This is a genomic window from Brevundimonas sp. SS2672, from assembly GCF_059579685.1.
Genome location: NZ_CM184201.1, coordinates 2,408,111 through 2,421,006, shown reverse-complemented (window position 1 = coordinate 2,421,006; position 12,896 = coordinate 2,408,111). Strand labels below are relative to the sequence as shown.

Annotated in this window: 10 protein-coding genes; 8 read left to right on the top strand and 2 right to left on the bottom strand. The window is 69.3% G+C overall.

Annotated features, from left to right (window positions below; genetic code table 11):
• Positions 1-101: 101 nt before the first annotated feature.
• The 5 genes from AC52GN_RS12275 to AC52GN_RS12255 all read left to right on the top strand — a co-directional run bounded on the left by AC52GN_RS12275 (position 102) and on the right by AC52GN_RS12255 (position 5,157).
• Complete coding sequence (locus tag AC52GN_RS12275) at positions 102-596, top strand: helix-turn-helix domain-containing protein (RefSeq protein ID WP_312220047.1); 495 nt, start codon at positions 102-104, stop codon at positions 594-596.
• A gap of 101 nt (positions 597-697) precedes the next feature.
• Positions 698-1,444 (top strand): hypothetical protein, encoded by a 747-nt coding sequence (locus AC52GN_RS12270; RefSeq protein ID WP_496527265.1) that lies wholly within the window; start codon positions 698-700, stop codon positions 1,442-1,444.
• A 117-nt stretch (positions 1,445-1,561) separates the two neighbouring features.
• On the top strand, positions 1,562-3,937 hold the full coding sequence (locus AC52GN_RS12265; protein ID WP_496527264.1) for a TonB-dependent receptor: 2,376 nt from the start codon (positions 1,562-1,564) through the stop codon (positions 3,935-3,937).
• 215 nt (positions 3,938-4,152) lie between these two features.
• Positions 4,153-4,473 (top strand): DMT family transporter, encoded by a 321-nt coding sequence (locus AC52GN_RS12260; protein ID WP_291777693.1) that lies wholly within the window; start codon positions 4,153-4,155, stop codon positions 4,471-4,473.
• 27 nt (positions 4,474-4,500) lie between these two features.
• A complete protein-coding gene (locus AC52GN_RS12255) occupies positions 4,501-5,157 on the top strand; it encodes a glutathione S-transferase (protein WP_496527263.1) in 657 nt (218 codons plus the stop codon).
• 201 nt (positions 5,158-5,358) lie between these two features.
• Here AC52GN_RS12255 and AC52GN_RS12250 read toward each other — a convergent pair whose 3' ends face one another.
• Positions 5,359-7,068 carry a lytic transglycosylase domain-containing protein gene (locus AC52GN_RS12250; protein ID WP_496527262.1) on the bottom strand — a complete coding sequence of 570 codons (1,710 nt, stop codon included), beginning with the start codon at positions 7,066-7,068 and terminating at the stop codon, positions 5,359-5,361.
• Positions 7,069-7,163: 95 nt separating this feature from the next.
• The gene (locus AC52GN_RS12245) at positions 7,164-7,973 is read right to left on the bottom strand and encodes a uracil-DNA glycosylase (protein WP_496527261.1); all 810 of its coding nucleotides are present in this window, start codon (positions 7,971-7,973) and stop codon (positions 7,164-7,166) included.
• Positions 7,974-8,162: 189 nt separating this feature from the next.
• Here AC52GN_RS12245 and AC52GN_RS12240 point away from each other — a divergent pair, with 189 nt between their 5' ends.
• The 3 genes from AC52GN_RS12240 (at position 8,163) to AC52GN_RS12230 (ending at position 12,888) form a co-directional block, all read left to right on the top strand.
• Entirely contained in the window at positions 8,163-9,818 is a 1,656-nt protein-coding gene (locus AC52GN_RS12240; protein ID WP_496528808.1) for an electron transfer flavoprotein-ubiquinone oxidoreductase, read from the top strand.
• A 273-nt stretch (positions 9,819-10,091) separates the two neighbouring features.
• Complete coding sequence (locus AC52GN_RS12235) at positions 10,092-11,981, top strand: tetratricopeptide repeat protein (protein WP_496527260.1); 1,890 nt, start codon at positions 10,092-10,094, stop codon at positions 11,979-11,981.
• A 7-nt stretch (positions 11,982-11,988) separates the two neighbouring features.
• A complete protein-coding gene (locus tag AC52GN_RS12230; protein ID WP_496527259.1) occupies positions 11,989-12,888 on the top strand; it encodes a 4-(cytidine 5'-diphospho)-2-C-methyl-D-erythritol kinase in 900 nt (299 codons plus the stop codon).
• Positions 12,889-12,896: the final 8 nt, after the last annotated feature.

The following is a 12,896-nucleotide window of genomic DNA, read 5'->3' as shown; positions in this document are numbered from 1 at the left end:
CACGTTAAGTGTCGGCCCCGCTCCAGTTGTGTCGCGCGGCGGCGACACTCCCTTCGGAACGACGATCCAGGCAAACGAGGGCTGGACGCTAGGCCCGTCCCATGGATAGTCACATCCCTGTGAAAAGTCCTGCGCTCATCGACAGCCTGACCCCGCGCGAACGTGAGATTCTGCGTCTGGCCGCCCTGCGCCTGGGCGACAAGGAGATCGCGCAGCAATTGAGCCTCTCGCCCCGAACGGTCCAGAACCACCTGCATCGGGCCTATGAAAAGCTGGGCGTTTCCAATCGTATACAAGCGTCTCGGCTGCTGAGTGATCATTACTCAGGGGAATCAATCACAATGTCGCCGCCTGCGCCGATCACGGCAGATAGGGGCGTCACCGAGGCGGCGATCAAGCCTCTCGAGGATGGGAAGGCGCCGGGGGGCGTGCTCTATCGGCGCTATGCTGCGCTGAACGAGTGGCGTCGCCCCCGCAAGCTGGGCGGCTCCGTACTGTGGTTGATCCTGCTCTGGGCGCTGGCCTGGATCGTGATCGCCCTCGTCGGCGCCGGCCTGATCAATCCCGTCCTGGAGTCGATCGACCGTCTGCGATGACGTCTTTGACGGCGGAGCGACGCATGATTCATCAAGGTTAGAACTGATCGTATGCGCAGCGGGATCGTTACGTCGCGAAACGCACGACGCGAGAGCGTCTGATGCATCCTGTCCAGATCATTCTGCTGGCGGCCAACGCCATCGCCTTTCCGCTTCTGTTGTGGCGCGGACGCGGGGCGGATCGATTGGCGACGCTGGCCATGATCGCGGCTCCGATGTTGTCCCACTTCGCCTACGACCTGAACTGGAACGGCGTCTACGCGGGCATCTTCATGGTCGATGTCCTCTTCTTCATCAGCCTCTGGCTGTTGGCCGAGCGCGGCGGGCGCTGGTGGATCGTGGCGATCGCCGGCTTCCAGCTGATCGGGACGCTGGGACATCTCGCGCCCTTCCTCGCGCATCAGCGCCTGGCCTGGGCTTACTTCACGCTGATGTGGGCGGTGTGGGCGCTCATCAGCGTGACGGCATTCTTTGGCGTCTGGGAGGTCGAGGCCGACCGGCGCTACGCCCTGGGGGGCGTCATGGCTCGAAAATGGTCGATGGAGGCGGCGCGGGCGCTGCTGCGGCAATGGAATAAGCGCGCCGTCGAGGCGTCGGTGCAGAGCGGCGGCCTGACCGCCGACCTGAACGCGGTCGAGGCCTGGCTGCTGGATCAGCGGCCCGAGACTCTGGAGGAGGCCGAGCGGTTGCTGGACCTCATCGTCTCGCACGAGGCCGGCGGGGGGCGGGGCCTGGAACAGCTCTGCCGAGTCGGCGGCGCGGTCCGCAACGACGTGGACCCGCACCGCAGCCGGGTGGAGCACAGCTTCGCGCCGCGCGCCTCGGGCCCTCTGGCGGGACGGGCGTGAAAGTCATCGTCTGATGATCCGTGAGCGGGGTTTCTCCGCCCCGGCTTGACTGTTACATCCGCTGACAGTCCGCGACGAAGCCTTGCGCCGTCGCTCCGCCAAGCGGTTTTTCCTCCCATGATTTCTGCTGTTCGCGCCGCGTCTCTCGCGTCCGCCTCCCTGTCCGTGCTCGCTTTCGCCGCGCCTGCTCTGGCGGATGCGCCCGCTGACGCCGGACCGATCCAGGTGTCCGAGATCGTGGTGACGGCCGAGCGGCGCGAGGCGCCTCTGGCGGCGACGCCGCTGTCGCTGACGGTGGCCGCCCAGCCCCTGCTGGACGACGTCGGCGTGCGCGACATCAAGGATCTGCAGATTCTGGCGCCGGGCCTGATCGTCGCCTCGACCTCGAACCAGACCTTCACCACCGCCCGCATCCGCGGCGTCGGCACGGTGGGCGACAATCCGGGCGTGGAGAGCTCGGTCGGCGTCATGATCGACGGCGTCTATCGTCCGCGCAACGGCGCCGCCCTAGGCGATCTGGGCGAGGTCGAGCGCATCGAGGTGCTCAAAGGCCCGCAGGCGACCCTGTTCGGCAAGAACACCTCGGCGGGCGTCATCAACGTCGTCACCGCCGCGCCGTCGTTCGACGCGCGCATGGCGGGCGAGGCGACGTTCGGCGACTATGGGACGCATGGCGGTTCCGTCTCCCTGACCGGCCCGATCGTGGACGAGGTTCTGGCCGGGCGGCTGTATGTCGCCGCGCGTCGCCGCGACGGCCTCTATGACGTGAAGACCGGGGAGGGGCCGCGCACCTCGACCGACGATCAGACCGAGAATTACGACACCGTGCGCGGTCAGTTGCTGTGGCGCGCCACGCCGAACCTGACCGCCCGCCTGACCGCCGACTGGACCGAGCGGGACGAACGCTGCTGCGTCGGCGTGCAGATCGTCACGGGCGATACGGCGCCCCTGCTGGCGACCTTCGCGCCCGACGGCGGCGTGGCGGCGTCGCCGAAGCCGTGGGATCGCACAGCCTGGTCGAACCGCGACACCAACACCCGCATCCGCGACAAGGGCCTGGCCCTGCACCTGAACGCCGACCTGGGCTGGGCGACGCTGGAAAGCACCTCGGCGGTGCGCGACTGGCGCGGCGTCATCAGCCAGGACTGGGACTTCACCTCGGCCGATCTGGCCTATCGTCCGGACGACGGCAGCTGGTCGAACCGCTTCCGCACCCTGACGCAGGAGTTCCGCCTGTCGGGCCGGCGCGGAAAGCTGGACTGGTCGGCCGGCGCCTTCTTCGCCGATGAGAAGCTGACCCGGCGCGACAGCCTGTTCTATGGCGCTGATTACGAAGGCTATGTCAGCCGTCTGCTGTCGCGCTCGGCGTCGAACCCGCTGGGCGATCCGGCCTTTGTGTCGGGCCTGACCGGCCTGCCCGTCGGCCAAAGCTTCGTCGAGGGCGAGGGTCAGTTGGACCGCTATTGGCAGACGGCCCGCAGCGCCGCCCTGTTCGGTCAGCTTTCTTATGCCGTGACCGACCGCCTGACCCTGACCGGGGGCCTGCGCCGTACCCATGAGAAGAAGGAGATGACGGCCGCCTATCACAACACCGACGGCGGGCGGGCCTGCGCGGCGGCGCTGGCCAACGGCGTCAGCAACGTCATGCTCTGCCTGCCGTGGTCGAACCCGGCCTTCAACGGTCTGAGCCAGTCCGAGACCGTCAAGGACGAGGCCTGGACCGGCATGGCCCGCGCCGAGTTCAAGGCGACCGAGGGCGTGCGCCTCTACGCCTCCTGGTCGCGAGGGCGCAAGAACGGCGGCTTCAACCTGGACCGGGGGCAGACCAATCTGGTCCCCGACGCCTCGCGCGCCTTCCCGGCCGAGAGCGCCGACGCCTTCGAGGCGGGGATCAAGAGCGTGATGCTGGACCGGCGCCTGCTGGTCTCGGCCGCGGCCTTCCGCCAGACCTATGACGACTTCCAGCTGAACACCTTCCTGGGCACGACCTTCCTGGTCCGCTCCATCCCCGAGGTGCGGGCCAAGGGCGTCGAGGCGGACTTCATGTTCCTGCCGTTCGAGGGCCTGTCGCTGCAGGGCGGCCTGACCTACGCCCAGACCGAATACGGCGACGACGCCGTGCCGGGCCTGCCGCTGCTGGCGGGCAAGCGGATGAATTTCGCGCCGTTGTGGAGCGGGTCGCTGGCCGGAACCTATGAGCGGCCGGTGGCGGCGGGGCTGATGGGCCGCGTCACCCTGGCGGCCAAATATTCGTCGGAATACAACACAGGCTCGGACCTGGACCCGGCCAAGAGCCAGTCGGGCTTCTGGCTGGTCGACGGGCGCGTTGCGCTAGCGCGAGACGACGCCTGGAGCGTTGAGCTGTGGGGCCGTAATCTGTTCGATCAGGACTACCGCCAGGTGGCCTTCGGCGCGCCGTTCCAGACGGGCACGCTGGGCGCCTTCCTGGGCGCGCCGCGCACGGTGGGCGTGACCCTGCGCGTCATGCGTTGATGACCGGCGGGGGGCAGGCGAGGGCCGCCTGCTCCTCCTCCACTGATGCAAAATGGCCTCCACCGGAGGGCATTTTGCGTCTGCGAAAGCCCTCACGGTATGCAAGCCTTGACTTGAAACCCGCCTGTCCCAGATAGGCGGGGTCAGAGGACGACCTCTCCCGTTATTGGGCATGACGCTGGGACGACCCGGCACGCCATGCAAGGGAGCACGTCATGGCCTGGATATTCCTCCTTCTCGCCGGTCTGTTCGAGATCGTCTGGGCCTTCCTGATGAAGGCGTCCGAGGGCTTCACCAAGCCCTGGCCGACCATCGGCACCATCGGCTTCATGATCGTCAGCTTCGGCCTGTTGTCGATCGCGATGAAGACGCTGCCGCTGGGCACAGCCTATGTGATCTGGACCGGCATCGGCGCCGTCGGGGCCTTCCTGGTCGGCATCGCCGTGCTGGGCGAGCCGGTCACGCCGATGCGCGTCATCGGCGCTGTCCTGATCGTCAGCGGCCTGGTTGTGCTGAAGCTCGCTTCCAGCCAATAAACGCGGCGACAGCCTCGGAGCCTCGCCATGGAACTGATCATCGGGCCGCGCCTCTTCTCCACCTGGTCCCTGCGGGCCTGGCTGGTGCTGAGGCGCGCAGGCGCCGCCTTCGCGACGCGCGAGATCTGGTATCGCTCCGAGGCTGAAAAGGCCGAACTGCGGCGCCTGTCGCCCTCGGGCTTCGTACCGCTGCTGAAGGTCGAGGGCGAGACGATCTGGGACACCCTGGCGATCGGGGAATGGGCGGCGGAGCGCTATCCCGCGGCGAAGCTCTGGCCGGTCGATCCCACGGCGCGCGCCCTGGCTCGCGCGGCCACGGCCGAGATGCATTCCGGCTTTGCCGCCCTGCGCGACCTGTGCGGCATGAGTCCAAGCCATCCGATCGCGGGCGAAGCGCGCAGCACGGCGCCGTCCGATCCGGGGCTGGACCGAGAGCTGGCGCGGCTGGTCGAACTGTGGACGCAGATGCGCGGCCGCTTCGGCGCAGGCGGGCCGTGGCTGTTCGGCGACTGGTCGATCGCTGACGCCTTCTTCACCCCCGTGGCGGCGCGGGTGCGTCACTATCAGATCGACCTGTCGGCCCATGGCGACGACGGGACGGCCGCCGACTATGTCGCCGCGCTGCTGGCCCAGCCGCACTTCCGCGAGTGGGAGGCGGCGGCTCTGTCATCTAACGTTGATTAACCGATCCTGAGAACGCGGGTTTAAGAGAGCGGACTTACAGTCCAGCTTGTTCTCGGAGGGGCGGAGCCATGCGTACGATCAGCAGAAACACCGATTGGGCGCGCACGGCGCGCGCCTATGGCCTGGCGGCTATCGTCCTGGCCCTGGTCTGGGCCTCGCTGGCGTCCCTGATGATCTGAGGCCGCGCCTCAGATCATTGTTCTAGCGCGAGCCGCCGCCCAGCACGGCCTCGGCCACCCGCAGGGGCGCCGGGGCGGGCGGGACATAGTCCAGGCGGATCGGCACGGCGCGCGCGCCCGAGGCCAAGGCGTCCAGCGTCTTCACCGGCCCGCCCATCATGCGCTGATAGATCCAGTAGGCCGCGACGACCTTCTCGACGTATTCGCGCGCCTGGGGCACGTCGATGGTCTCGATCAGCAGCAGCGGATCGGCGTCGGCGCCCAGTTTGCGGATCGCCGCCAGCATCGGTCCCGGCCCGGCGTTGTAGGAGGCCACCGCCTTCAGCAGATCGCCCTGGAAGGACTCGATCTGGAACAGGCGGTTCACATAGTCCTGGCCCAGCTTCATGTTCACGGCCGGGTCCAGCAGGCGCTGGGGCGTGCGGACATAGCCCTGGTCGCCGGTCATGTGCGCGGCCGTGGTCGGCATCACCTGCATCAGCCCATAGGCGCCGGCGCCGGAACGGGCGTTGGCGTTGAAGTCCGTCTCCTTGCGCGCGATGGCGTAGACGAGCGCCTTCTCGATGGTGAAGCCGCCCATCGGCTGAAGGTCCGGCATCGGATAGCGCAGGGCGTCGATGCGGCCGGCCTCGGACTGGGCGGCGCGGCCGGGTGCGACCAGGCGATAGAGGCCGACCCACATCTGGCGCGCGGCGCTGTCGCCGCTGGCGGCGCGCAGGCCGTTGCGGGCCGCCAGTTCGGCGTCGTTGCGACGGCCGACTTCGTACAGGGCCACGGTGCGGCGGGCGTCCTCGTCCGACTGGATGAAGGCGTTGAGCGCGCGCGTGTCGACGCCGAGAGGCTCGGGCGTCAGGGAGGCGCGCTGCAGCGTCGCCTCATAGGGGCGCGGCCCCTGGTTCTCGATCACCGGCTCCTCGCCCAGCTGGCGCAGGGCGATCTGGCCGTAGAAGGTGGCCGGCCAGCGTGCGGCCTGACGCAGATACTCGGCCACGCGGTCCTGGCGTCCCGACTGGCCCGCCGCCCGCGCCGCCCAGAAGGCGCCGCCCGAGCGGACCCACGGATCCTCGGTCGGGTCCTGGGCGACGTGCTCGAAAGCGCGGAAGGCGTCGGAGTGCTGCTCCATCCGCCAGGCGGCCAGACCCGCCGTCCACCAGTCGCCGATCTGCTGGCCCATGGCGTAAGCGCCGGGCAGGTCGTCGTTGTTCAGGGCCACGCGCGCCGCCTTGGCCGGGTCGTTGACGCCGCCGTCGCCGGAGCCCGAGCTGGTCAGGCTGGCCCAGGTGCGGGTCAGAAGGCCGCCGGGACGCTTCGGCTCGGCCGCGCCGTCGGGCAGGCGGCGCATGGCCAGGGTATAGACCCGATCGGCCATCGGCAGGTCGGAATAGGTCTCGAGCCAGGCCGTCAGCTCTTCATAGGTGGCGACATGGCTGGGGTGGAACAGGCGCTCGAACTCGACCTGGCCCAGCAGGACGCGGTCCTTGGCCTGACGCGCCGAGGCGCGGGCCAGCTCCAGGTCGCCGCGCCGCAGGGCGTCGAAGGCGGTGGTGTAGCTGAGGCGGTCCTCGCTGCTCAGCGCCGTAGGCGACGGCGAGGCGTCCGCGCTCGTCTCGGCGCTCGCCTCGGCGTAGGGGCGGGAGGCATCGACGTCCTCGGCATGGGCGACGGTCGCAGCCGTGGCGCAAAGGGCGAAGGCGAACAGGGACGCATGACGCGTCCGGCGGAAAGAATACATGACGCGGCGGCCCCCTTCGTCGGCGTCGGCCCCGTCTCGATTCGGGATTCTACGACGCTCTGCGGACTGGTCTCCAAGGACGCAGGATGCCTGAATCAGGCGCTCGGCTCAACCACTTCGCCGCGCAGGCGAGCGGACAAATCCAGAATGTCCTTCCAAACCAGCCCCTTGGCCTGCGGCTGACGCAGCAGGAAGGCGGGGTGGAGGGTGGCCATGACGGGCGCGGCGATTCCGCCTTCGGCTAATCGCCATTCGCGCCATTGGCCGCGGGTGCGCATGATGCCGTCGTCGGTCTTGAGCACCGCCTTGGCCGCAGCCGCCCCGACCAGCAGCACCGCCTTCGGCTTCAGCAGGGCCAGGGTCCGCTCGACGAAGGGGGCGCAGGCGGCCTGTTCCTGGGGCGTCGGGGTGCGGTTGCCCGGCGGGCGCCAGAAGACGGTGTTGGTGATGAAGGCCTCGTCCAGCAGGTCCGCCGCCGTCAGGATGCGGTCCAGAAGCTGACCCGCCTTGCCGACGAAGGGTTGGCCGCGCGCGTCCTCCTCGGCGCCGGGGCCTTCGCCGACGATCATCAGCGACCCTTGCGGATTGCCGCGCGCGAACACGGCCTGACGCGCGCCCATTCCGCGCAAGGGGCAGCCCTCGAAGGCGGCGATCGCCTCGGCCAATTCGTCCAGGGTGGTCGCCGCGGCGGCCAGCCGCCGCGCCTCGGCCGCCGCCTCGCCGACGGACGGCGCGCCGCCGGGGGCGCGCAGGGGCGTGATCGTGGCCGGACCCTTGGCCGCGACGGGGGCCACGAAGACGGTGCGGTCGATCGGCGCATCCTCGTAACAGGCGTCCACGCCCGCATCGCGCCAGAAGGCGAGCAGGGCTTCGGTTGCGGCCATGTCCAAGGGTTGGGCGTTCATCTATCAAGGCAATAAGCCTTGACCGCCGTCGCGTCACCTCACGATAAGGCGGATAACCACGACGACAACAAGGATTCAGGGGACATGGCTGAGGAAATGATCGAAGGCGGCGCCAGGAACGCATGGCAGGAAGCCGTCATCGATAATCTGCCGCCGCTGGAGGCCCTGGCGGGCGTCGAGCGCGAGGTCATGGAATATGACGTCGTCATCGTCGGCGGCGGCCCCGCCGGTCTGTCCGCCGCCATCCGCCTTAAGCAGCGGGCCGAAAAGGACGGGAAGGACATCTCCGTCGCCGTGCTGGAGAAATCGGCCGAGATCGGCGGCCACGTCCTGTCGGGCGCGGTGATCGACCCCAGGGCGCTGAACGAGCTCTTCCCCGACTGGAAGGAACGCGGCGCCCCGCTGGAGACGCCGGTGACCAAGGACAAGTTCCTGGTGCTGGGCCCGCAGGGGCAGGCCTCCCTGCCGATGTTCGCCATGCCGCCCTTCATGCACAACGACGGCTGCTACATCGCCTCTCTGGGCAATGTCGCGCGCTGGCTGGCCGAACAGGCCGAAACCATGGGCGTCGAAGTCTATCCCGGCATGGCCGCCAGCCATGTGGTCTGGGAGGAAGAGACCGGCCGGGTGAAGGGCGTCGTCGCCGGCGTCTTCGGCATCGACCGCGAGGGCAAGCCGACCGGCGAGTTCCAGCCGGGGTTGGAGCTGCACGGCAAATACGTCTTCATCGCCGAGGGCGTGCGCGGCTCGCTGGCCAAGACCATCATGGCCCGCCACAACCTGTGCGACGCCGCCGATCCCCAGAAGTTCGGCATCGGCCTGAAGGAGCTGTGGCAGATCCCGGCCGAGAAGCACCAGCCCGGCCTGGTCCAGCACACCACCGGCTGGCCGCTGGACGACAAGACGGGCGGCGGCTCGTTCCTGTATCACTTCGGCGATCGCTATGTGTCCGTCGGCTTCGTCGTCCACCTGAACTACAAGAACCCCTTCCTTTCGCCGTTCGACGAGTTCCAGCAGTTCAAGCACCACCCGGCCATCGCCGAGCATCTGGAGGGCGGCACGCGCGTCTCCTACGGCGCCCGCGCCATCACCGAAGGCGGCTTCCAGTCGGTGCCGAAACTGGCCTTCCCCGGCGGGGCCTTGATCGGCTGTTCGGCGGGCTTCGTGAACGTGCCGCGCATCAAGGGCAGCCATAACGCCATGAAGACCGGCATGCTGGCCGCCGACGCCGCCTATGACGCCGTCATGGAAGGCCGTTCGGGCGACGTGCTCGACGCCTATCAGGCCGCCTATCTGCGCTCGTGGGTCCATAAGGAGCTGAAGGTCGTCCGCAACGCCAAGCCCCTGCTGTCCAAGCTGGGCACCATGATGGGCGGGGCGGTCGGCATGTTCGACCTGTGGGTCAACCACCTGACGGGCGGCTTCTCCTTCTTCGGCACCATGCGCCACGGCAAGACCGACGCGGCCTCGACCGAGCCCGCTTCGCAGCACAAGCCGATCGTCTATCCCAAGCCGGACGGGAAGCTGTCGTTCGACAAGCTGTCGAGCGTCTTCATCTCCAACACCAACCACGCCGAAGACCAGCCCGCGCACCTGAAGCTGCTGGACCCGTCCGTGCCCATCAACGTCAACCTGCCGAAATACGGCGAGCCGGCGCGGCTGTACTGCCCGGCCGGGGTGTATGAAGTCGTCTATGCGGACGAGGCGAACCGCGCCGATCCGCGCTTCGTCATCAACGCCCAGAACTGCGTCCACTGCAAAACCTGCGACATCAAGGACCCGTCGCAGAACATCGTCTGGACCACCCCCGAAGGCGGCGGCGGCCCGAACTATCCGAACATGTAAGTCTTAACCCTCTCCCGGCGGGAGAGGGCTTGAGCGCACGGCGGCGCAGCCGTCGTTCTTGCGCGAAAGGGTGAGGGGCTTGTCCTGCCCGTCGGCGCAAGCCGTTGTGGATACGTTTAGCCACGGCCTTCGGCCGCCTTCACCCGCGAACCCTCACCCTTTCGCCTTCGCCAATCGCCTTCGGCTCTTGGAGGCTCAAGCCCTCTCCCAACAGGAGAGGGATTTGCGTGGCGAACTCTTGCGGGCGAAAGGGAAAGCGTGAAGGGTCCGGCCATGCGTTTCGTCTCTTCTCGCCCTGTCCTGTTCCTGGCGGTCTCCGCCCTTGCGCTGTCTCTGGCCGCGCCGTCGCCGGCGCAGGAGGCGCCTGAGCCCGCGCCGGAAACGCCGGCCGAAGCTCCGGCCGAAGCTACGGCGGACGCGCAGGACGTCGAACCGAACGGCGACCCCGTTCCGCACATCATCATCGCCGACGAGCCGGAAACGCCCGAAGAGCCGAAGGTCGCGCCCATTCCCGCCGTGTGGGCGCCGATCCCGCTCGACGCCCAGAAGAACAGCGCCTACGGCCTCTATCTGGCGGCGCGCAACGCCCTGACCAGCGGCGAGAGCGCGGTCGGGGCCGCCTATCTGGCCCGCGTCTACGCCCTGACGCCGGAACAGCCGCGCGTGCGCGAACAGGCCTTCACCGCCGCCCTCCTGGCTGGAGACCTGGACGAGGCGGGCCGCATCGCCCCGACCGATCCCGAGGTCTCGCCGGTCATCGTCCAGGCCGGGCGCCTGGTTCAGGCGGTGCAGGCCTATGCCGGGGGCGACGCCCGGCGCGCCGACGATCTGCTGAAGGCCGCCCCCGTGGGCGAACCGCACGATCGCGCGGGCTTCTACGTCCAGGGGTGGATCGCGGCGGCGGCCAAGGACTGGGACCGCGCCCTGGCCATGCCGCCGACCGACTTCGATCCGGTCAGCGCCCTGGTGGCGCGCAGCAACCGCGCCCGCCTGCTGGAGCAGCGTCGCCGCTATGACGAGGCCGACGCCGAGTGGCGCGACCTGACCAGCCACGCCATCGCCGGCGCCCTGTTCCGCCAGCCCTATGGCGAGTTCCTGGAGCGGCGCGGTCGCCGTGACGAGGCCCTGGTCCAGTATGACGCCGCCGTCACCGCCGGAACGGCTGACCGTCGCGTGATTCAGGGACGCGAGCGGGTGCTGGCCAAGGGCCGTCCGCCTGCCCTGCCGAGCTTCCACGAGGGCGCGGCCCAGGCGCTGCGCACGGCTGCGGATCAGATGATCGCCCAGCGCGCCCATGAGTTCGGCGTCGTCTACCTGCGCCTGGCCCAGAATCTGGACCCGAGCGACAACACCCAGCTTCTGGTCGGCCAGACCCTGATTCAGGGGATCGAACCGGCGGGCCGCGCCGCCCTGGCCCAGGTCAGCGAGGCCTCGCCCGCCCTCTACGCCGCCGCCCGCATCCAGACGGCCATCAGCCTGGGCAAGGCGGATCGCGACGAGGAGGCTCTGGCCGAACTGCGCCGCGCCGCCGCCGTCCGCCCCGACGAGGCGGGCGTGGCCTATATGCTGGCCGGGCAGCTGATGCAGATGAACCGCTATGAAGAGGCGCTGGACCTGCTGAACGGCCCGCTGCTGAATACGGCGGATCAGGGCTATGAGGTCCATTTCCTGCGCGGCGCCGCCTATGAATCCCTTGATCGGGACACCGAGGCCGAGGCCGAGCTGTGGGCCGCCCTGCAGATGCAGCCCGACAATCCGACCCTGCTGAACTACCTCGGCTATCTGTGGGTCGACACGGGCGCGCGGGTGCAGGAAGGCGCCGCCATGATCGCCCGCGCCCACGCCGCCGAGCCCAAGGACGGCAACATTCAGGACTCGCTCGGCTGGGCCCAGTTCCGTCAGGGACAGTATGAGGCGGCGGTGGTTAATCTGGAGGGCGCCGTCGACAAGGAGCCCGCCAACGCCGAGATCAACGACCATCTGGGCGACGCCTATTGGGCCGTGGGGCGTCAGCGCGAGGCGGGCTTCCAGTGGAACCGCGTCTTGACCCTGGACGTCGACGACAAGCGCAAGGCCGAGGTCGAAGGCAAGCTGCGCGATCGCCTGGGCCAGGATCCGACCGGGGACAAGGGGCTGGGGTCCGCAGGCGGCGCGGACGACTGACGCCGTCATGTCTGTTTCCGACGCTCTGAGCGGCCTGGCGCCGGCCAAGATCAATCTGTTGCTGCACGTCGGGCCGCTGCAGGCCCACGGCTATCACCCCCTGGTCAGCCTGGCCGCCTTCGCCGACGTCGGCGACCGGGTGACGGTGCGCCGCGCCGAGGCCCTGTCCCTGACGGTCGAGGGGCCGTTCGCGGCGGGGCTGGACGGGCAGGGGGACAATCTGATCCTCAAGGCCCTGCGCGCCCTGGGCGAGGCGGCGGGGATCGACGAACCGCCCGTGGCCGTGACCCTGGACAAGCGTCTGCCCATCGCGGCGGGACTGGGCGGCGGTTCGGCGGACGCGGGTACGGCGCTGCGTCTGACCGCGCGCCTGCTGGACCTCGACATGCCTGAGGCGGAACTGGAGCGCCTCGCCCTGGCCGCCGGGGCGGACGGCCCCATGTGCCTGCGCGCGCGTCCGGCCTGGGCGTCGGGGATCGGCGAGGTGCTGGAGGACGAGCCGCGCCTGCCGACGCTGCACGGCGTGTTGCTGAACCCCGGTCTGCCGTCGCCGACGGGCGGGGTTTACCGCGCCTATGACGCCTCGCCCGTCGGGGCGGCGGATCGACCCGCGTCGCCCGCCGACTGGTCTGTCGCCTCCGTCATCGCCTGGCTGGCGGCGCAGAGAAACGATCTGGAGGCGCCCGCCCTGGCCGTCACGCCGGGGATAGAGGAGGCGCTGGCCGCCATGCGCGCCGCGCCGGCCTGTCGCCTGACGCGGATGTCGGGATCGGGGGCCACCGTTTTCGGCCTGTTCGACGACCGGGCGGCGGCGATCGAGGCGGCCTTCGCCCTGGATCGGCCGGGCTGGTGGGCGCGGCCGGTGGTGCTGGGCGCGCCGGATATCGAACCGCGTGCGGTAATTTAACCGGATTT

Coding starts and splice junctions, on each gene's coding strand:
- AC52GN_RS12235 (WP_496527260.1), top strand. CDS start 10,092: ATGCGTTTCGTCTCTTCTCGCCCTGTCCTGTTCCTGGCGGTCTCCGCC.
- AC52GN_RS12265 (WP_496527264.1), top strand. CDS start 1,562: ATGATTTCTGCTGTTCGCGCCGCGTCTCTCGCGTCCGCCTCCCTGTCC.
- AC52GN_RS12240 (WP_496528808.1), top strand. CDS start 8,163: ATGGAATATGACGTCGTCATCGTCGGCGGCGGCCCCGCCGGTCTGTCC.
- AC52GN_RS12250 (WP_496527262.1), bottom strand. CDS start 7,068: ATGTATTCTTTCCGCCGGACGCGTCATGCGTCCCTGTTCGCCTTCGCC.
- AC52GN_RS12245 (WP_496527261.1), bottom strand. CDS start 7,973: ATGAACGCCCAACCCTTGGACATGGCCGCAACCGAAGCCCTGCTCGCC.
- AC52GN_RS12275 (WP_312220047.1), top strand. CDS start 102: ATGGATAGTCACATCCCTGTGAAAAGTCCTGCGCTCATCGACAGCCTG.
- AC52GN_RS12270 (WP_496527265.1), top strand. CDS start 698: ATGCATCCTGTCCAGATCATTCTGCTGGCGGCCAACGCCATCGCCTTT.
- AC52GN_RS12255 (WP_496527263.1), top strand. CDS start 4,501: ATGGAACTGATCATCGGGCCGCGCCTCTTCTCCACCTGGTCCCTGCGG.
- AC52GN_RS12260 (WP_291777693.1), top strand. CDS start 4,153: ATGGCCTGGATATTCCTCCTTCTCGCCGGTCTGTTCGAGATCGTCTGG.
- AC52GN_RS12230 (WP_496527259.1), top strand. CDS start 11,989: ATGTCTGTTTCCGACGCTCTGAGCGGCCTGGCGCCGGCCAAGATCAAT.